Here is a 20054-nt window from a genome sequence, read left to right as displayed (position 1 = left end):
AGAGAGGGTAAATCCTAGGAAAAGTCCTGATTTTACAGGGGATTTTACTTTTGGAGAAAGAGGAGTCGCTTTGCCGGTTCCTCTTTTTGATTATTAAAATATTCTGGAAAGGTTCCTTTTTTGCGCGGCCTGGTCTAATATTGAATCGGTCCCCAATGCCATAAAAAGTGGGTCTCGGCCGGCCTGGATGGAAATGACCGATGAATAAAAACCTTCAAACAGATCCGCTCATCAGTTTGAAGGTTTTTTTAGGACAGCAATAAAAACAGAGACGATTTGAATTATATAATCCGGGCCGCCCATATTAAGACTCAGCGTTGGTGCACAGCTTGTAACGTTCGTCCGCTGCCTCCCAGCTTACCACGTGGAACCAGTCTTCTATGTATGCAGCCCGGTCATTAAACCGTTTTAAAAAATAGGCATGCTCCCAGACGTCGATGCCGGCAATTACACAAAGGCCGTTTGAGATAGGGGAATTCTGGTTTGGTGTTGTTACAAACATCAGCGTGTTGTTGGAATCCGACACCAGCCATGCATATCCGGATCCGAATACCGACATTGCGTATCTTTTGAATTCATCAAAAAACTGTTCCACCGTTCCAAATCTTTGCACGATGGCAGGAAACAATGTTTCTGCCTGGGACCGTGTCATGGAATTGGTCATTCCGGCGAAATAAAGGATGTGGTTATAAACTCCCCCTCCATTATTTATGATGCCCTGGCGGGCCTCCTCAGGAAGGTTTTCCGGGTTTGAGAGGAGCTCCTCCAAAGACATGTTTTGCAGCTCAGGATACTCCCTTAGGATTGCGTTGAGATTTGCCACATACCGCTGCTGCAGCCTGTCATGGTGCAAGTACATGGTTTGTGTGTCTATGTAGGGTTCCAGTGCATCGTATGGATACGGCAGCGGCAGGTTTACAAAAGGATAATGTTCATTCATGGTTAATGTCCTCGCTTTTAATTTATACAAGTATATTCAAAACTCAATGATATATGATGGATAAGCAGGAGCTTGTTGCAGAAATCTATGATGGTCTTGTTATAGGTTTTACCTATAACCGGATCATCATAATATCTATTAACACTTAGCCGTGAAACAAGGTATAATACCAACTAAGAAAAGACGAAATAAATAAGACCTATAACATTCAGGAGGAAATTCATATGGCTAAGAAGACAAGAACTGAGAGAAATTTAAGATTTGAAACATTACAATTACATGTTGGGCAGGAGCAGGCGGATCCGGTTACCGATGCAAGAGCAGTTCCTATTTACCAGACCTCTTCTTATGTGTTCCATAACAGTGACCACGCTGCGGCAAGATTCAACTTATCAGATGCGGGCAATATTTATGGAAGGCTGACAAACCCTACCCAGGATGTCTTTGAGCGCAGGATCGCAGCCCTGGAAGGCGGAGTGGCAGCCCTTGCAGTGGCATCCGGTGCGGCTGCAGTTACCTATTCCATTGAAAACATTGCAAGAAACGGGGATCATATCGTAGCGGCCAAGAATATTTACGGCGGCACCTATAATCTGCTGGAGCATACCCTGCCTGAATACGGTATAAAGACCACATTTGTGGATCCCTTTGATTATGAAGCCTTTGATAAGGCCATTCAGGAGAATACGAAGCTGGTATTCATTGAAACCCTGGGCAATCCCAATTCTGACGTGGTTGATATTGAAAAGCTGGCAGGCATCGCCCATGCACATAAAATCCCGTTAATTGTGGACAATACATTTGCGACTCCTTATCTGGTCAGACCCATTGAATACGGGGCGGACATTGTAGTCCATTCCGCCACAAAATTTATCGGAGGCCATGGAACCTCCATCGGCGGCGTTATCATTGATGGCGGAACCTTTGATTGGGAAGCTTCCGGGAAATTCTCTGCCCTTACGGAGCCAAACCCCAGCTATCATGGGATCAGCTTTACTAAGGCAGTAGGAGCGGCGGCTTACGTGACCAAGATCCGTGCTATCCTGCTTCGTGATACGGGAGCCGCATTATCTCCCTTCCACGCATTTTTCTTCCTGCAGGGATTAGAAACTTTATCTCTCCGGGTAGAGCGCCACGTGGAAAATGCGCTGAAGGTGGCCCAGTATCTTAGTAACCATCCCCAGGTGGAAAAGGTGCATCATCCTTCTGTTTCAGAGGATCATGAGCAGCAGGAATTATACGCCAAATATTTCCCCAATGGCGGAGGTTCTATCTTTACCTTTGAAATTAAGGGAGATGCCAGGAAGGCCAAGGACTTTATCGACCAGTTGGAATTATTTTCCCTGTTGGCCAATGTTGCGGATGTTAAATCCTTAGTCATTCATCCGGCGTCCACGACCCATTCCCAGATGACGGAAGAGGAATTGGAACAATCAGGAATCAAGCCTAACACCATCCGGTTATCCATAGGGACCGAACATGCGGCTGACATTATAGAAGATTTAGAAGAGGCGTTTCAGGCAGTTCAGTAACTCTCGGGTTTAACAGGATTAAAAACAGGCTGCCATAGCTTCTATGGCAGCCCTTTGGGTGCTAAGTGCCTTTATGCCCAGAAAACGTGGGCAATAATAAGGAAAGGAGAGACCATGACATTACAGCAACTGCGTTATGCCATATGCATTGCAAACCAAAAATCCATGAACAAGGCGGCTGCCGAGTTGTTTATCACCCAGCCCAGCCTATCAAGTACCATCCGGGATCTGGAAGAAGAGATCGGCCTTAAGCTGTTCCTGCGCTCAAACCGGGGAATCGTGATCACCCCGGAAGGAGAGGAGTTTCTCGGATATGCCAGACAGATGCTGGAGCAGTACCGCCAGATGGAAGAACGGTTCGTAAAGAAGGAAAAATTTAAAAAGAAATTCAGCGTATCCATGCAGCATTACACCTTTGCGGTCCAGGCTTTCATTCATATGGCAAAGGAATTTGGGATGGAGACTTTTGAGTTTGCCGTCCATGAAACAAAAACTTATGAGGTCATTGAAAATGTGAAGAACCAGAAAAGTGAATTAGGGATCTTGTATTTAAATGAATTTAACCAGAAAGCCATAGAAAAGATCCTTCATGATAACGAACTGGAATTTGTGGACTTATTCCAGTGCGGGATCTATGTCTTTTTGTGGAAGGGCAATCCCCTGGCAGAAAAAGAGCTGATCGAATTTGAAGATTTAAAGAAATACCCCTGCCTGTCCTTTGAACAGGGAAACAACAATTCCTTTTACCTGGCAGAGGAAGTCTTCAGCACCTTTGAATATAAGCAGATCATAAAAGCGGATGACAGGGCCACCCTTTTAAATCTTATGGTGGGATTAAACGGTTATACCCTGTGCTCCGGGATCATCTGTGAAGATTTAAACGGAAATGAATACAGGGCAATTCCTCTTAATACCGATGATAAAATGAGGATCGGCTATATAAAAAAGAAGAAAATGCCCTTAAGTATCCTTGGAGAAAAATATATCGCAGAGCTGAAAAAATACGAAAAACAGGTGCTCTGACCAGCTAAATATAATATTCCGGGAAATCCGGGCGCCTGTCAAGAATGTCCTGGAGGGTAATGCCGTTTAAATAGTCCGTAATGACTTCAGACAGCCCCTGCCAGATGGGAAGTGTCATACAGTCTTCCTGTCTGGCGCATACGTTGGGATCATTGTCCAGGCAGCTTACAGGATTCAAACTCCCCTCTGAACTGAGCAAAATATCTCCAATGGTAATTTTGGAAGGATGCCTTGCCAGCTTATAGCCTCCCATGTGGCCCCGGTAGGTAGTGAGCAGGTTGCTACGGTTTAAGAAGGGAACAATCTGTTCTAAATATTTTTTTGAAATGTTCTGCCTTTCGGAAATATCCTTTAAAGCAATGAACTCATCGTTATAATGCTCGGCTAAATCAATCATCATCCGAAGGGAATAGCGGCCGCGTGTAGATATTTTCATAGTATACCACCTTACAAACAATATAGTGTATCAATACCTATTTTACCATGGGTTGAATAGGTATTCAACCCATGAAATGAAGTTCTTTTCTCAATAGAAATAAGCTATAACAGGTTATTGTTTTTAAGTAATAACGGTTGGCAGCATACCATTGGTATACTTATGGAAAGAATAAAAGCATGATTCCAAACATGAGAGAGAGGGGAATGAATATGGAATACGGAATTTCTACAAAATGTTTATATGGCAATGGGGAAGAGGTTTCTACGGACAAGTCCGGAGCCATCAGCTTTCCCATTTACCAGACAGCGACTTTTGCTCACAAGGGAATCGGGGAAAGCACCGGCTATGATTACAGCCGTCTGCAAAATCCAACCAGGGAGCAGTTGGAAAAAGTGGTATCCTCCCTTGAAAATGGAGTGGACGCCCTGGCTTTTTCCAGCGGAATGGCGGCGATCACGGCGTTAATGGAATTGTTTCAGCCGGGAGACCATATTATTACTGACTGCGATTTATATGGAGGAAGCATCCGCCTTTTCCATAATATCAGCAAAAAGAACGGGATTTTGATCAGCTCCGTGGACTGTTCTGCCGGGGACTTAACAGAATTTGAAAAGCTGGTGGGAGAGAACACGAAAGCCATATTTATAGAGACGCCCACCAATCCCATGATGAATGTCATAGACATTGAAAAACTGGCGGAAATAGCCAAGAAGAACCATCTGCTGCTGATCGTTGACAATACGTTTTTGTCCCCCTACTTCCAGAATCCTTTAAAGCTGGGGGCTGATATTGTGGTTCACAGTGGAACCAAATACCTGGGAGGCCATAACGATACCATTGCAGGCTTTCTGGTCACTTCCTCGGCGGAGATATCCGAGAGGCTGAGATTTATCATAAAAACCGTTGGCTCCGGGCTGGCTCCCTTTGATAGCTGGCTCATATTAAGAGGGATCAAAACCCTTGCAATCCGCATGGAGCGGGGAGAGAAAAACGCCAGAAGGCTTACAGAATGGCTGTGTCAGGAAAAGAAGATCACAAAAGTGTATTATCCCGGGATTCCAAGCCATCCCGGTCATGAGGTCTGTAAAAAGCAGGCAAGGGGGTTTGGCTGTATGGTCACCTTTGAGGTGGAGACAAAAGAACTGGCCCACCGGATATTAAAAGAGGTAAAGCTGATCCACTTTGCGGAAAGTCTGGGGGGAGTGGAAACCCTGATCACTTATCCCATCACCCAGACCCATGCCGATGTTCCCAAAGAGGTTCTGGCTGCAAACGGTGTCACCGACAGGATTTTAAGGTTATCGGTGGGAATTGAAGATGAGGAAGATTTGATAAAGGAACTGGAGCGTATATTTTATGTGTAAGGAAACATTCGATTTTAATGAGGTCATTGACCGTAAAAATACAAACAGCATCAAATATGATTTTGCCCTTCGGAGAGGAAAGCCGGAAAACCTTCTGCCTCTATGGGTGGCAGATATGGATTTCCGGGTATGCGGGAAGATTTTAGAGGCCCTTCATCAGCGGGTGGACCATGGGATTTTCGGCTACAGTGAGGTTCAGGATGAATATTTTGAGACGGTCCGGGGCTGGATGGAAAAAAAGCATAACTGGAAGGTGGAAAGCAGATGGATGATCAAGACGCCTGGTGTTGTGTTTGCCTTAGCCATGGCGGTCCAGGCTTTTACGGAGCCGGGAGATGGGGTCATGATCCAGCAGCCGGTATATTATCCTTTCAGCGAAGTCATTGAGGATAATGACAGGATCATTGTGGACAATACCCTGTATCTTGGAGATGACGGCAAATACCACATGGATTTTGAGGACTTTGAAAGAAAGGCAGAACAATTTCATGTGAAATTATTTTTCCTATGCAATCCACATAATCCCGTAGGAAGGGTCTGGACCAGGGAGGAACTGGAACGGTTAGGAGAGATCTGCATAAAACAGGACATCATCGTGGTCAGCGATGAGATCCATCATGATTTTATATTTCAGGGAGGGCACCTGGTATTTGCCGATTTAAGCGAAGAACTAAAAAAGAGGACCATTACCTGTACCTCTCCCAGTAAGACCTTTAACTTAGCTGGCTTACAGATTTCCAATATCTTTATTGCCGATCAGAAGCTGAGACGGAAGTTTCGCAGACAGGTGGGGGCGGCCGGATACAGCCAGCTTAACTCCCTGGGCCTGACCGCATGCCAGGCAGCATACCGCTATGGAGAAGAATGGCATGATCAGCTTATGGAGTACTTAAGGGCAAACATTTCCTATGTGAGGGAATTTTTAAAGGAAAAGATACCAAAGATCAGGCTTATAGAACCAGAAGGAACCTATCTTGTGTGGCTGGATTTCAAGGAATTAGGCCTCAGGGAAGAGGAGAGGGAAGATCTGATTATAAAGAAAGCAGGGCTTTGGCTGGACAGCGGTGCCATGTTCGGTCCGGCGGGAGAGGGGTTTGAACGGATCAACATCGCATGTCCCCGGTCTATTCTGAAACAGGCCATGGAGAACCTGGAACAAGCCATAAAGACGCTGTAAAAAATAATAGAAAATATCTTTCACAACAAGGGTAATTTTAAGCTGCGCTGTGATGTGAAAAAGCCGGGAACCTGCAAAACATAACGTTTTTGCAGGTTCCCGGCTTTTTCGTTCCAAGCTTGCTATTTTCCAAATGGCGAGTCATCCCTGCGGACAAAAAATCCCTGATTATGACTGCAAACCGGACAGACTTGCGGCGCTTTGGCACCTTTATGGACGTGGCCGCAGTTTAAGCAGATATATTCTGTGGGCGTGTCGTTTTCAAATAGCTTATTGTTTTGAACCAACTGTGCATATTGGGCAAAACGCTGGCTGTGTACTTGTTCGATCTCAGCGATCATATAAAAAGAATTTGCGATATTTGGAAATCCCTCCTCCTTAGCCTTGTCGCCGAAGGATTTGTAAATCGGGTCGTGCTCCGCAGCTTCATGCTGGGCGGAAAGCTGCAAAAGCTCCAGAATGTTAGTGGTATTATCAATGGGATAGTTGGCGCTTATGGAGATTTCCTGTCCATGGAACTCTCTTAAGTGATTATAATATATCTCAGCGTGTTCCTTTTCCTGATTTCCGGTATAATGGAAAAGCCAGTATAAAACCTGGAGATTTTGATTTTTTGCCTGGGATGCGGCAAATTCGTAACGCCGCCAAGCCTGGCATTCCCCTGCAAAAGCTCTTAAAAGGTTCTCTTTTGTAACGCTGTCCTTCAGTGTGACCATTTTTAATTCCTCCTATATTTTATTTGCGCCAGCAATGAGCTTAAGGAATATGCCTGCATATTCATTTGGCCAATGCCGCGTCAACTAAGAAAAATTTACAAAGCGTGTTTTTCTTTGTTGACTATTAGTGTTACCAAATTTTTCATGATTAACAGGAAAAAATGAAACATATGGCAAATCTGTATTAGGCAGCAAAAATTCCCGGGGCACCAATAAAAATATTGCAAAAAAGTATTGACACATTTCTCTTCCTGTATTAATATAATTATAACATATAAACCTATTAAACATATAGGTGATGAAAAGAGATGATCATATGAAAGAGAACAAGATAGCAGGAAATCATGAATTTTTTAACAATAGATGTTGTTGTCAGGCTGTATGTATGAAAAGGGATACGGTTTTGTTGTAATGCCTATTATGATACCTGACAGCTTAGGATATGAGAAGCATTCATATTACAAGCGGAACAAAGGAGCAGGTGCCGTGATTGGCGGCTGTTCCTTTTTATATTAATCAAAATAACAAATATCATATAAAAACGGAGGTAAAGAATATGGGAACAATTAAAGAAAGCGCAGTGGAACTCATTGGAGGAACACCGATACTTAAATTAAACCGATACAGCGCAAAGGAAGGGATCCAGGGTGTTACCCTTTTGGCTAAGCTGGAATATTTAAATCCGGCAGGTTCCGTAAAAGACAGGATCGCCCTTGCCATGATCGAGGATGCAGAAGAAAAAGGGATATTAAAGCCCGGAGCAACCATTATTGAACCGACATCGGGAAATACGGGGATCGGTCTGGCAGCCGTTGCGGCAGCCAAGGGCTATAGGACCATCCTGACTCTCCCTGACACCATGAGTGTGGAACGGAGAAACTTATTAAAAGCCTATGGTGCAGAGCTGGAATTGACCGAGGGAGCCAAGGGCATGAAGGGCGCCATTGAAAAAGCCGAAGAGCTGAAAGCCAGCATACCCGGTTCCTTCGTTCTTGGACAGTTTGTAAATCCGGCCAATCCAAAGGTACACAAGGAAACCACCGGCCCTGAGATCTGGGAACAGACAGGCGGAGATGTGGATATTTTTGTTGCAGGCGTAGGCACAGGCGGAACCATTACAGGTGTGGGTGAATATTTAAAGGAAAAGAAACCGGGTGTCAGAATTGTAGCCGTAGAACCGGCAAGCAGCCCGGTGCTTTCCGGAGGCAAGCCAGGTCCCCACAAGATCCAGGGAATTGGCGCAGGCTTTGTCCCTGAAGTGCTGGACACAGGAATTTACGATGAAATTATTACCATTGAAAACGAGGATGCATTTAAGGAAGGAAAGGCATTTGCAGTATCAGAAGGGATTCTGGTGGGAATCTCCTCGGGAGCTGCATTAAAGGCCGCAAAGCTGCTGGCAGAAAGACCGGAAAACAAGGGAAAGACCATTGTGGTCCTGTTGCCGGATTCCGGTGACAGATATCTGTCTACTCCTTTATTTTCGTGAAGGCAATGAGCCAAAGCAAGCTTGCCTGACCTTGGCGGCTGCCCGGGGAGTCAGATGCCCTGCTGAAAAACGCGGGGTATCTGACTGGGCTAAATCTTTTCCATGAAATAAAATGACTGGTGGTTGGGAAAATAGCTGGTTATAAGATAATCTTATTACCAGCTGTTTTTTAAATCTATTACACAAAAACCTATAGGAATGGTAAGATATCAATATAAAGAAACAAAAATGAAGGGAAAGGAGTTAAACATGTTTAAGATCAATGGAACGATGGAGCCTATGTGTTGTTGCTGTAAATGCGTAAGGAATGGTCATTTTACTTGTGTCTTAAAACCTGAAACTCCTGTGCATGGCGTTTATGCGTAGAAGGGCAGGTGTCAGAGGGCATCTGCTTTTTTTGTACTCAAAATTGGGAAAGAAGGAAAAGGATATGGCAATAGAAGAAAAATTCGGAAAGGTAGCCACCACGGAAGATACTCACGAGGTATCGGAAACAGGCGCCTTTGTAAGACAGGATAATTACTTTGTAACCCCCTTTGGACAGGGGAAAGGAGAGCTTCCTGTGGAAGCCGGGCGGTACCGGCTCATATGGACGCCTCTTTGCCCATGGGCCACGAGACAGATCATTGCCCTTAAGCTTTTGGGGCTGGAGGATGTGATCAGCGTTGGCAAGGTAAGCCCCGTAAGAACGGAGAAGGGCTGGGAGTTTTCCTTAGATGAGGGCGGTGTGGATCCGGTTCTTAAAATCCGTTATCTTCCGGAAATCTATGCAGCTACCAACCCGGAATATGAAGGAAGGGCAACCGTTCCCACTGTGGTGGATTTAAAAACAGGGAAGGTGGTCAACAACGATTACCACCGTTTGACAAATTACTGGGAAACTGAATGGAAGCCATTTCATAAACCAGGGGCACCGGATCTGTATCCCCAGGACCTTAGGAAGGAAATCGATGAGCTCAATGTGATCTTATTTCACGACGTGAACAACGGAGTCTACAAGGCCGGATTTGCCCAGTCCCAGAAAGAATATGAAGCCGCATACGATGTGCTGTTTCAAAGGCTTGACTGGCTGGAAGAGCGGCTTTCAAAGGGAAGATACTTATTTGGAGACCAGCTCACGGATTCTGATATCCGGTTATATGTGACCCTTGCCAGGTTTGATGTGGCTTACTATTTCAGCCACAAGACAAACCGAAACCGCATTGCGGATTTTGACAATCTGTGGAATTATGCAAAGGATCTGTATAAGATTCCGGCGTTTAAAGAGGCCACGGATTTTGACTCTATCAAAAGGGGATATCTTCTGGGAAACCATGGACATAATCCATACAACATTCTTCCCCTGGGACCGGATGTATCCATTTGGGATGAACCAAATAACCGGGACGAAAAATTCGGAAGGAGAACAGCGGAATATTCATAAGGAACCGGTAATTCAAAAGTTCCATTGGTTTAAAGTATTAAATTAGGAAAGGTTGGACCGTTCATGTCTCATTCTACGTTTTACCACCAGATGAAAGAAACCTTCCATTGGTTTCACCAAAATCCCGAGCTCTCTTTTGAAGAATACGAGACAACTGGCCGGATTCGTGAATTTTTGGAATATCACAAGATCCATATCCTGGACCTGGATTTAAAAACAGGATTGGTTGCAGAAATTCAAGGGGGAAACAACGGACCTGTCATTGCCCTGCGCTGCGATATTGATGCTCTGCCTGTGGAGGAAGAAACCGGATTACCCTATGCCTCCGCCACAACAGGGAAAATGCACGCCTGCGGTCACGATTTTCATACCACAGTTATGCTGTATGTGGCAAAAGAACTTCAGGAGCAGCGGGAAAAATTACATGGAAAGGTCAAAATCCTGTTTCAGCCCGCCGAGGAATCCTCTGTCGGTGCTTTGGAAGTAATCAAAACCAGGGTGCTTGATGATGTTGATGCAATTTATGGTCTGCATACGGATATCACGCTTCCTGTGGGAACCGTAGGAATTGTTTCCGGAAGTATAACTGCCGCTGTTGACAGATTTACGGTTAAGATCACGGGAAAAGGCACTCATGCGGCTCACCCTCAGGATGGAATAGATCCGGTACTTGCAGCCTCACAAATTGTAACCCTTGCCCAAAGCATTGTCAGCCGCAATATTGATCCCTTTTCCCAAGGTCTGCTCAGCATAACCCGCCTTACAGCGGGAAATACATGGAATGTAATTCCTCAGACAGCAGAACTGGAAGGAACCGTACGGACGATGGGCAGGCATAACCGCCGGCTGATGGAAGAACGCTTTCGCTCGCTGGTCCATCATATTGCTCAGTCACAAGGCGCAGAAGCAGAAATCGATTGGCTTGCAGGGCCACCGGCCACAAACAACGCCCCATGCTTTGAACCTATGGCTGCCGCTGTTGCAAAGGAGCAAGGATTGAGGGTCAGGACCGCTTCTCCATCTCTTGGGGGAGAAGACTTTGCCTTTTATCAGGAAAAAATCCCTGGTTTCTTCCTTCGTATAGGTACAGGTGAATCCTATCCCAATCATCATCCCAGGTTTCAAGTTGACACCAATGCATTGAAGCCTGCAGTTGATTATTTTGCAGCGCTGGCGCAAAAAACTCTTTTTGCCATAAAAAGGGGAGAATTGATTCCTGCGCAGGAGGAGGCCGCCGATGATTGAAATTCAAAACGTAAGTAAACGGTTTGATTCTGCTTCCGGTGAAGTTCATGCCTTGCGCCAGGTCAGCCTTACGGTTGAAAAGGGTGACATTTTCGGAGTTGTAGGATTCAGCGGGGCAGGTAAATCAACCCTGGTACGGCTGGTAAACTTACTGGAACGTCCGTCAGAAGGGCGGGTGCTGGTTGGCAGCACAGACATTACCACCCTGTCAAAACAGGACTTACGCAAGCTGAGAAAAAACATTGGCATGATTTTTCAGCAGTTTAACCTGCTGCAGTCCAAATCTGTTTTTCAGAATATAGCGGCTCCCCTGGTATTAAACAAAGTGCCTAAAAAAGAAATCGAGAGACGGGTAAAAGAGCTTTTGCAGTTTGTAGAGCTGGAGGATAAAATTCACACCAATGTGTCACGGCTTTCAGGTGGGCAAAAGCAAAGGGTAGGCATAGCCCGGGCCCTTGCCACAAATCCCAGCATCTTACTTTGCGACGAGGCTACAAGTGCTTTGGATCCAAAGACAACTGACTCCATTTTGGAGCTTTTGAAAAAAATCAACAGAGAGTTAAACGTCACCATTCTCCTGATCACCCATGAAATGCACGTCATTTGTAATGTATGCAACAAGGTTGCGGTTATGGATGGAGGAAGAGTGCTGGAGCAGGGAACCGTGCTTGAAGTATTTGGCAATTCCCAGCATAAGATCACAAAGAGTTTTGTAAAAACCGTGATTAACGACAGTATACCAAAAAGCCTGGCCCGGGAAATCCTGAATGATCAGAGGGAAAACCGGATCTTCCGCCTGCGCTTTCAGGGAAATACTGCCGGAAAACCGCTGCTGTACCGCATAAGTGCGGAGTATCACATGGAAAACAGCATTTTGTTTGCCACAGTTTGTGAACTTCAGGGAATCGTGTTCAGCGTCATGATTGTGCAGGTGTTCGGCTCCGGCGAAAAGGTTGATGAGGTGCAGAAGTTTATTGAAGATTCCGGAGTCTATGTTGAGGTCTTGACCTTAAACGGGGAACAGGAGGATAACAATGATTGAGGAATATTTAGGCATTACCGGGGAACAGATGGCAATTGCCGCAGGCCAGACCGTTTATATGCTGTTCTGGGGACTGTTCCTTGGGTCACTTCTTGGCATTCCCCTTGGCATATTGCTTACCATTACACGTAAGGGCGGCATTCTGCAAAACGCAGCAGTCTATAACCTGATCAATTATACGATCAACATCGTGCGCTCGGTTCCTTATATTATTCTGCTGGTGGCGATTATGCCCTTAACAAAAATCATAGTCGGTACCCGTATCGGCACTCAGGCAGCCCTGGTTTCCCTGGTGTTTTATATAACGCCCTTTCTTTCCCGCTTAATAGAAAGCTCGCTGCTTGAGGTTGACAAGGGCATCATTGAAGCAGCAGAGGCTATGGGGGCCACCCCCATGCAGGTGATCTGGCACTTTTTACTGCCGGAAGCAATGGGCTCCCTGATTTTGTCTCTGACCACCGGTACCATTGGCCTCCTTGGCGCCACAGCCATGGCAGGAGCCATTGGCGGCGGCGGTGTTGGAAACCTGGCATTAACCTATGGCTATCAGCAATTTAACACCCCCTTGATGATTGCAACCGTAATCGTGCTGATCGTATTTGTTCAGCTCATTCAAGGATTTGGAAATTATTTATCAAAACGTGTGAGAGCACGTAAATAGAGGAGGAACCTAATTATGAAAAAACTTGGATTATCTGTTATTGCTGCTTTACTTGCCGTCGCTGTTGCAGGCTGCTCCGCCAATACGGGAAGCAAGGTCGGTCAGGAAAAAACAACATTGAAATACGGCAAGGCTGCAGGGCCCTATACCGTATTATTTGAAGAGGCAGTAAAGCCTATTTTGGAAAAGCAGGGATATAAACTGGAAGTGGTGGATTTTTCCGATCTTTTACAAAACGACACAGCTTTAAATGAAGGTGAAATTGACTTTAACGTGGAGCAGCACACTGCCTATGCTGAGAATTTCAACAAAAACCAAAACGGAAATCTTATTCCAATCACCCCGATCCCCACCGTTCCCGCCGGACTGTTTTCTGCTAAGCATACATCTTTGGATGCCATAACCGATGGTGCTGTTGTTGCAGTACCAAATGATGCCTCCAATACGGCACGGGCTTATGCACTTTTGCAAAAGGCCGGCTGGATTAAGCTTAACCCGGAGGTTCCCCTTGAAAAGGTGAAACAATCCGATGTGGTGGAAAACAAGTACAACATCAAATTTGTGGAAATGGATTCCTTGAACATCCCGCCCGCTTTGGATGATTTTGACTTTGCAGTTATTACAGGAAGCATTGTTTATAATGCGGGCATCGACCCTTCTACCGCCGTTTTACAGGAAGATATTCTGGATCATTTGATTTTACAGGTGGTTGTTAAGGAAGAGAACAAAGACACAAAATGGGCAAAGGACATTGCGGCAGCTTATCATTCTGACGAATTTAAAGAGTATATGAAAAAGAACAACACAGGCTTGTGGTTCGTTCCCCAGGAATTGCAGTAATGAAATGAGGAGACCGCTTTCCGGGAAATAACTTACCGGCAAATGGTGTTTGGGGAAATTCCAACAATAAGGAAAAAAAGAGGAGAAATGATTATGAAGAAAAATATTGCAGGCAAATCAATCCTGGGAGTGCTTACGGCAGTAGCCGTATTAGGAGCCCTGACCGGATGCAAGAGCAGCACCAAGGCAGCAGCCACAGAAACAGCCGGTGAAACAACAAAAACGGAAAGTACGGCTGAACCGGCAAAGCAGGAGGAGAGCAGCGAAGCTTCCCAAACAGCAGAACCGGTGGTGGTTCACGGGGCAACCGGCGGTTCTCCAAAGCCCTTTACCTTTGTGGACACCAGCAACCAACTGACCGGTCACAACATTGAACTGATCAAAGCCGTTTTCGACCGGCTTCCCCAATATAAGCTTGAACTGGAAGTGACCGATTTCCCATCTATTTTTGCAGGTCTGGATTCCGACCGGTACCAGATCGGTGTGAACAATTTTGCAAAAAATGAAAAACGGAAAGAAAAGTATTTATTTACTGACCCCATCTTTGCCAATGAATACGTTGCCATCTTTGCAAAGGACAATGACAAGGCAGCAGGCATTGAGACATGGGCCGACCTTGCAGGCTTAAAGACCATTTCCCAGGCAGGGATCAATATTACCACGGCCCTGGAAAACTATAACACCGCCAATCCCCAGGAGCCCATATTAATCGAATACAGCGATGAGGACCTGGTATTGCAGATCCAGGATGTGGAAGCCGGAAAGTATGATTTCGTGTTAATGGATAAACCAATGTTTGAGTATTACCAGAGAGAATTTAATTTCAATGTGGCCGGAGTTTCCATCAGCAACACCCTTGCAAAGGACTTAATGGAAGAACCCTTCAGCTATCTGATTGTCAGCAAGGGAAATGAAACGCTGGTAGAGGACATTAACAAGGCATTAAAAGAAGTGATCCAGGACGGAACCTCCAAGGAAATCAACTTAAAGTGGTTTGGATCCGATTATTCCCCATCTTATTAATAAAACCGGAGGAACAAGATGAGCAAAATATTTGACTGGCAGCTGGTGTTTTCGGAAATCCCCAAATTGCTGAAATACTTGCCCGTAACGCTGCAGTTGACGGCAATTGCCCTTATCATCGGTTGGGTGGCAGGGCTATTGATCGCCATAGTAAAAATCCACAATATCCCGGTCCTGCGGCAATTATGTACCTTATTTGTTTCGGTCATACGGGGAACCCCCATTATTGTCCAGCTATATCTTACGTACTTTGGAATTCCTATCGCTTTAAAATATTATAACTATTACAATGGAACTTCCTATAACGTAAATGGAATACCGCCAATCATTTTTGCAATCGTGGCTCTGGGGCTTAATCAATCGGCCTTTGATTCGGAGACCATACGGGCTGCCATACAATCCGTGGAAAAAGGGCAGGTTGAGGCGGCCAAGGCTCTTGGAATGACCGGATTCCAGATATTCCGCAGGGTATTGTTTCCCCAGGCAGTGACCGTGGCCCTTCCCTCCCTGGGGAACTCCCTCATCGGCCTGGTAAAAGGAACCTCTCTTGCATTTACCTGTTCCGTGGTTGAAATAACGGCTCAGGGCAAGATCCTTGCCGGAAACAGCTACCGGTATTTTGAGATTTACTGCTCTTTGGCCATTGTCTACTGGGTATTGACGGTCTTTATTGAACGGCTGTTTGTATACCTTGAGAAAAAGATGAGCGTGCCGGAAACGGTTGCAGCAGAAACGCCCTGGGGGAATACCTTTACACCCGGTAAAACGGGGAGGCCCCTGACCAAAAAGCATGGGAAGGACCAGGGAAAGGAGAAGAAAGTATGAGCGTTATTGAAATTCAGGGATTAAGTAAGAGATTCGGTGATAACGTTGTACTGGATAATGTTGACCTGGTCATTAACGAAGGGGATGTAGTCGCCATCATCGGACCCTCAGGAACCGGTAAATCCACGCTGCTCCGTTCCATCAATCTTCTTGAAAAGCCGGAAAAAGGAACCATTAAAATAAACGGTCAGTTAATTGATCTCACCACAAAATCAGCAAAGGAAAAGCTGGAATTGCGGAAATACACGGAAATGGTATTTCAGCAGTTTAATCTTTTTAAGAACCGTACTGCCCTGGAAAATGTAATGGAAGGGCTGATGGTCGTAAAAAAGCTAAAGAAAAGCGAGGCCAGAAGCGTTGCGGAAAAGCATTTGCAGAAGGTGGGAATGGGGGACCGTTTATCCCATTATCCCAGGCATTTATCCGGAGGGCAGCAGCAAAGGGTGGCCATCGCAAGGGCGCTGGCCATGGATCCCAAGCTGCTTCTCATGGATGAGCCCACCTCGGCTCTGGACCCGGAGCTGGTAAGCGAAGTACTGGTGACCATAAAAAAAGCGGCCCAGGAGGGCAATACCATACTCCTTGTCACCCATGAGATGAATTTTGTGAGAAACGTGGCCAATCGGATCATTTTCCTGGAAAACGGAAAAATCGTGGCCGACGGGACGCCTAAAGAAATTTTTGATAATCCGGAAAACCAGCGGTTAAAGGATTTTTTAGTAAAGATTCACATTCTGGAAAGCCCTGATTATACGATTTAACCGAATCAGGCAGCGAAGCGGATTGAGAATATCCGATTGACCGGAATCAGGCAGCGAAGCGGATTGGGAATATCCGGTTGACCGGAATCAGGCAGCGAAGCGGATTGGGAATATCCGGTTGACCGGAATCAGGCAGCAAAGCGGATTGGGAATATCCGCTTGACAGGGAGAAGTGATATGGCAGAAGGAATCGAAGTATTTGAGAGCACATTCCGTCATCAGATTCAGGCAGGCGGAGAAATCAAGGTCCAGGATAATTTCTTTAAAAAGAAATTTGGAAAGTTTGATGTGGTCTACCATCAGGTCTTTCATGCAAATAAAAAGAGACTGGTGGAGTACAGGAATTTGTGGCCCTATGCCAGGGATTTGTACCAGGTACCGGAAATAAAAGAAAGCACTTATTTTGATGTATACAAAAAACATTATCAGTTATCCCCTCATCTAAAGCCGCTGTGGGGAAATGTATATTCCATAGTTGCCAAGGGGCCTGATGTCAGCGGCTGGGAAGTGCCGTCAGGGAGGGAGAACTTGAGCCGGGACCCAGGCCGGAAATTTAAGCTTCAGGAGGCTTCCCATGAATGATATTACATACAAGATAACAAAGGAAGGGATCAACTGGCAGGAGGTTTCCCATGTGCTGGGGCGTTCCGGATTGTCAGACCGGTCTGCAGAGGAACAGGAGATCATTTTTACAAACAGCTATGCCGTCGTCTTTGTCTATGACAGGGAAAGGATCATAGGCGTTGGAAGAGCTTTATCTGACGGAATCTGTCAGGCGGCCGTCTATAATATCGCTCTTGATGAGGAATATCAGGGATACGGAATCGGCAGAAAACTGATTCGGTTGCTGTTGGATCAGGTCAAGGGCCAGAATGTGATCCTGTATACTCATCCCAGGACAGTGGCTCTATACGAAAAAATGGGATTTCGAAGGAATAAGACGGCCATGTGCCTGTTTAGCGGATCAGAGGAATCCCTTAACTGGATAGAAAAGGAAGGATTCCTGCTTCCTGAAAAATACCGCTTTGCCGATGAATATGGCAGAGAGGATATGAAACCTTAAGCAGGTTTTTAAAAAGAAATGAGGAAAATGCCATGTCAAAAAAATTTATTACCCATGAGATCGAAACCAATGGGAAATTTAACCGGCAGAAAAACCAGTTTACAACAGCCTTTGGGACAGAAGAAGGGAAGCTGCCAGTAGAAACAGGCAGGTACCGCTTATTCTGGTCCCCTGCCTGCCCCTGGGCCCACCGCTCTGTCATCGTCAGGAGCCTGCTTGGCCTTCAGGATGCGGTCAGCTTAGGAACCCTGGACCCCATAAGACCTGAAGTGGAACGGACGGACTGGGCTTTTACCTTAGATGAACATGGGGAAGATCCGGTATTAAAAATCAGATATTTAAGCGAAGCTTATTTAAAGGCAGATCCGGATTACAAGGGAAGGTTTACCGTGCCTGCCGTTGTGGACTTAACCTCAGGGAACGTGGTGAATAACGATTATTTTAACCTGACCAGGTACTGGGAAGTGGAGTGGAAGAAATACCATAAGCCGGGAGCGCCGGATTTATATCCGGAAGAACTGAGAGAAGAAATCGATGAATTAAACGAAATTCTGTTTCATGAGATCAACAATGGGGTTTACAAGGCAGGGTTTGCCAGAAGCCAGGAAGCCTACGAAGAGGCGTACCGGCTGGTCTTTCACCGCCTTGACTGGCTGGAAGAGCGGCTGGGCCGAAGCCGTTATCTGTTTGGAGATAAGATCACGGAATCCGATATCCGCCTGTATGTGACCCTGGTCCGTTTTGATGTGGCCTATTACAATGGTTTTCTCTTAAACAGAAACCTTATTTCCGATTTTCCCAATCTCTGGGGATATGTAAGGGACTTATATGCACAGCCGGGATTTGGAGATACCACGGATTTTGAAGCCATTAAAAAACACTATCATTTGTGTGCGGTCTCCAATAATCCCTATGGTATTGTTCCCAAGGGGCCAGACCTTTCCATTTGGAGAACACCTTATGGGAGAGACCGGATCAATATTAAATAGGGGGAGTGGCAGGATGAAGGCAGTAAGGGTAAAAGAACACTGGCAGCTTGCAGGCGTTCATTATGTAAGGACGGAAGCAATGGTAAAAGGATTCCGGATTCCGTTAGATAAGGAATTTGATGAAGGGGATGGGGAACAGTCTTCCTATGTGCTGGTCCTTGATGACATTTATCCGGTGGCAGCCTGCAGGATCCATTTTCCTGACAAAGGAGAGACAGCTAAAATTGAACGGGTCAGCGTCCTTAAGGAGTATCGGAAAAAGGGCGTGGGGAGGCTGCTGATAGAAGAAGCTGAGAACTGGATCAGGGAATCCGGGATTAAGAAAATCTGCATCACCAGCCGGGATGAAGCGGTGGGCTTTTATGAAGCCCTGGGCTACAAAGCGGATTACGGCAGGAAGATGGAGGCAGGTGTTTTCAAGATCATCTATACGGAGAAAATATTGAGCCAATAGGAGGAGATTCATATGTCAGATTTAAGCGGCGGGCAAAAGGTACGCCCAAAGGAAATAGAAAAGGAAATCAACGAAAGGGGCGCATTTATCCGTCAGCCCAACCGGTTTACCACTCCCTTTGGAGACGGGGAGCATGATTTAAAGGCAGAAAAAGGCCGGTACCGGCTGTTCTGGGCAAAAGGCTGCCATTGGTCCAACCGGGCCTCCATTGTACGGGAACTGCTGGGCCTTCAGGATGTCATCGGCATTAATTTAGTCGGCCACAGCAAAGAAAATAGTGCATATGGCTGGGAATTCGTGTATAATGAGGACAGAAAGGACCCAGTCCTTGGGGCCCAGTACTTAAGCGAGTTTTACTATAACGCGGACCCGGACTATGAAGGGCGCTGCACGGTACCGGCCCTTGTGGATGTTACCACCAAAAAGGTGGTCAATAATGATTACCACAGGCTGACCAACTACTTTGAAACCGCCTTCCGCCCATTCCAAAGTCCCGATGCCCCGGACCTTTACCCGGAGGAGCTTAGAAAAGAGATCGACGATTACAATGAATGGCTTTTCCCTAATGTAAACAACGGGACTTACCGGATGATGTTCGCCCAGTCCATTACAGCCTATGAAGAGGCCTTTGAAGACTTTTACAACGCTTTGGACTCCGTCGAGGAGCGCCTTTCCCAAAACCGTTTCTTATTTGGAGATTATGTGACTGACAGCGATGTAAGGCTTTTTGTGACCCTGGCCAGGTTTGACACCCATTATTACCGGAACTTAGGCCCTATTAAGCACAGGGTGGTTGATTACGAAAACGTTTGGGGATATTGCAGGGATCTATATGAAATTCCCGCATTCCGAAACAATACATACTTCCGGGATATTGCGGCGCCCCAGTCGGAAAACAAGTCCTTTTTCCAGGATTTTAATTCCCGTTTTGTCAATCAGATCGATTACCAGGGAATCTGGTCGGCTCCCCAGAACCGGAAGGAATTAAGCAGAACTCCGGAAGAAAAGTTTAAAAGATATGATGATGTAGAAAATAAATGATATGAAA

21 protein-coding genes are annotated in these 20054 nt (G+C 45.8%); 18 read left to right on the top strand and 3 right to left on the bottom strand.

All coding sequences use genetic code 11. The features are described from left to right. Positions 1-304: 304 nt before the first annotated feature. The gene (locus tag ACYVD3_RS13465; protein WP_460643042.1) at positions 305-940 is read right to left on the bottom strand and encodes a superoxide dismutase; all 636 of its coding nucleotides are present in this window, start codon (positions 938-940) and stop codon (positions 305-307) included. A 224-nt stretch (positions 941-1164) separates the two neighbouring features. On the opposite strand from ACYVD3_RS13465, the gene ACYVD3_RS13460 reads away from it, so the two are divergent. Together ACYVD3_RS13460 and ACYVD3_RS13455 are read left to right on the top strand one after the other, a co-directional pair. Then, positions 1165-2472 (top strand): O-acetylhomoserine aminocarboxypropyltransferase/cysteine synthase family protein, encoded by a 1308-nt coding sequence (locus tag ACYVD3_RS13460; protein WP_460643041.1) that lies wholly within the window; start codon positions 1165-1167, stop codon positions 2470-2472. A gap of 114 nt (positions 2473-2586) precedes the next feature. Then, a complete protein-coding gene (locus tag ACYVD3_RS13455; protein WP_460643040.1) occupies positions 2587-3495 on the top strand; it encodes a LysR family transcriptional regulator in 909 nt (302 codons plus the stop codon). A gap of 4 nt (positions 3496-3499) precedes the next feature. Here ACYVD3_RS13455 and ACYVD3_RS13450 read toward each other — a convergent pair whose 3' ends face one another. Next, complete coding sequence (locus ACYVD3_RS13450) at positions 3500-3931, bottom strand: RrF2 family transcriptional regulator (RefSeq protein ID WP_460643039.1); 432 nt, start codon at positions 3929-3931, stop codon at positions 3500-3502. Between the two features lie 212 nt (positions 3932-4143). Here ACYVD3_RS13450 and ACYVD3_RS13445 point away from each other — a divergent pair, with 212 nt between their 5' ends. Together ACYVD3_RS13445 and ACYVD3_RS13440 are read left to right on the top strand one after the other, a co-directional pair. Beyond that, entirely contained in the window at positions 4144-5298 is a 1155-nt protein-coding gene (locus tag ACYVD3_RS13445) for a trans-sulfuration enzyme family protein (RefSeq protein WP_460643038.1), read from the top strand. Beyond that, positions 5291-6475, top strand: a complete 1185-nt coding sequence (locus ACYVD3_RS13440; protein WP_460643037.1) for a MalY/PatB family protein — start codon at positions 5291-5293, stop codon at positions 6473-6475. The genes ACYVD3_RS13445 and ACYVD3_RS13440 overlap by 8 nt, the downstream gene beginning before the upstream one ends. 122 nt (positions 6476-6597) lie before the next feature. On the opposite strand, the gene rbr is transcribed toward ACYVD3_RS13440, so the two are convergent. Further along, entirely contained in the window at positions 6598-7191 is a 594-nt protein-coding gene (gene rbr / locus ACYVD3_RS13435; protein ID WP_460643036.1) for a rubrerythrin, read from the bottom strand. A gap of 556 nt (positions 7192-7747) precedes the next feature. On the opposite strand from rbr, the gene cysK reads away from it, so the two are divergent. The 14 genes from cysK (at position 7748) to ACYVD3_RS13365 (ending at position 20047) form a co-directional block, all read left to right on the top strand. Beyond that, on the top strand, positions 7748-8680 hold the full coding sequence (cysK, locus tag ACYVD3_RS13430; RefSeq protein ID WP_460643035.1) for a cysteine synthase A: 933 nt from the start codon (positions 7748-7750) through the stop codon (positions 8678-8680). Positions 8681-9110: 430 nt separating this feature from the next. Then, on the top strand, positions 9111-10103 hold the full coding sequence (locus ACYVD3_RS13425; RefSeq protein WP_460643034.1) for a glutathione S-transferase family protein: 993 nt from the start codon (positions 9111-9113) through the stop codon (positions 10101-10103). Positions 10104-10166: 63 nt separating this feature from the next. Next, positions 10167-11348, top strand: a complete 1182-nt coding sequence (locus ACYVD3_RS13420; protein WP_460643033.1) for an amidohydrolase — start codon at positions 10167-10169, stop codon at positions 11346-11348. Beyond that, positions 11341-12390, top strand: coding sequence for a methionine ABC transporter ATP-binding protein (locus ACYVD3_RS13415; protein WP_460643032.1), 1050 nt, complete (start codon positions 11341-11343; stop codon positions 12388-12390). The genes ACYVD3_RS13420 and ACYVD3_RS13415 overlap by 8 nt, the downstream gene beginning before the upstream one ends. After that, the gene (locus ACYVD3_RS13410; protein ID WP_460643031.1) at positions 12383-13051 is read left to right on the top strand and encodes a methionine ABC transporter permease; all 669 of its coding nucleotides are present in this window, start codon (positions 12383-12385) and stop codon (positions 13049-13051) included. Before ACYVD3_RS13415 ends, ACYVD3_RS13410 begins: the two co-directional genes overlap by 8 nt. A 15-nt stretch (positions 13052-13066) precedes the next feature. Further along, positions 13067-13891, top strand: a complete 825-nt coding sequence (locus tag ACYVD3_RS13405) for a MetQ/NlpA family ABC transporter substrate-binding protein (RefSeq protein WP_460643030.1) — start codon at positions 13067-13069, stop codon at positions 13889-13891. A 93-nt stretch (positions 13892-13984) separates the two neighbouring features. After that, positions 13985-14914: a transporter substrate-binding domain-containing protein gene (locus ACYVD3_RS13400; RefSeq protein WP_460643029.1), complete on the top strand. Its 930-nt coding sequence runs from the start codon at positions 13985-13987 to the stop codon at positions 14912-14914. A gap of 18 nt (positions 14915-14932) precedes the next feature. After that, on the top strand, positions 14933-15739 hold the full coding sequence (locus ACYVD3_RS13395; protein WP_460643028.1) for an amino acid ABC transporter permease: 807 nt from the start codon (positions 14933-14935) through the stop codon (positions 15737-15739). Further along, a complete protein-coding gene (locus ACYVD3_RS13390; protein WP_460643027.1) occupies positions 15736-16500 on the top strand; it encodes an amino acid ABC transporter ATP-binding protein in 765 nt (254 codons plus the stop codon). The genes ACYVD3_RS13395 and ACYVD3_RS13390 overlap by 4 nt, the downstream gene beginning before the upstream one ends. A 177-nt stretch (positions 16501-16677) precedes the next feature. After that, a complete protein-coding gene (locus tag ACYVD3_RS13385) occupies positions 16678-17082 on the top strand; it encodes a hypothetical protein (protein WP_460643026.1) in 405 nt (134 codons plus the stop codon). After that, positions 17075-17563: a GNAT family N-acetyltransferase gene (locus ACYVD3_RS13380; RefSeq protein WP_460643025.1), complete on the top strand. Its 489-nt coding sequence runs from the start codon at positions 17075-17077 to the stop codon at positions 17561-17563. The genes ACYVD3_RS13385 and ACYVD3_RS13380 overlap by 8 nt, the downstream gene beginning before the upstream one ends. A 32-nt stretch (positions 17564-17595) precedes the next feature. Then, positions 17596-18552, top strand: coding sequence for a glutathione S-transferase family protein (locus ACYVD3_RS13375; protein WP_460643024.1), 957 nt, complete (start codon positions 17596-17598; stop codon positions 18550-18552). Positions 18553-18565: 13 nt separating this feature from the next. Beyond that, entirely contained in the window at positions 18566-19006 is a 441-nt protein-coding gene (locus ACYVD3_RS13370; RefSeq protein ID WP_460643023.1) for a GNAT family N-acetyltransferase, read from the top strand. Positions 19007-19018: 12 nt separating this feature from the next. Continuing rightward, the gene (locus ACYVD3_RS13365; protein ID WP_460643022.1) at positions 19019-20047 is read left to right on the top strand and encodes a glutathione S-transferase C-terminal domain-containing protein; all 1029 of its coding nucleotides are present in this window, start codon (positions 19019-19021) and stop codon (positions 20045-20047) included. The last annotated feature ends 7 nt before the right edge of the window (positions 20048-20054 follow it).

Source organism: Lacrimispora brassicae (assembly GCF_054772055.1).
Note: the sequence above shows the minus strand (reverse complement) of the source record. Positions and strands in the feature narration are given on the sequence as shown.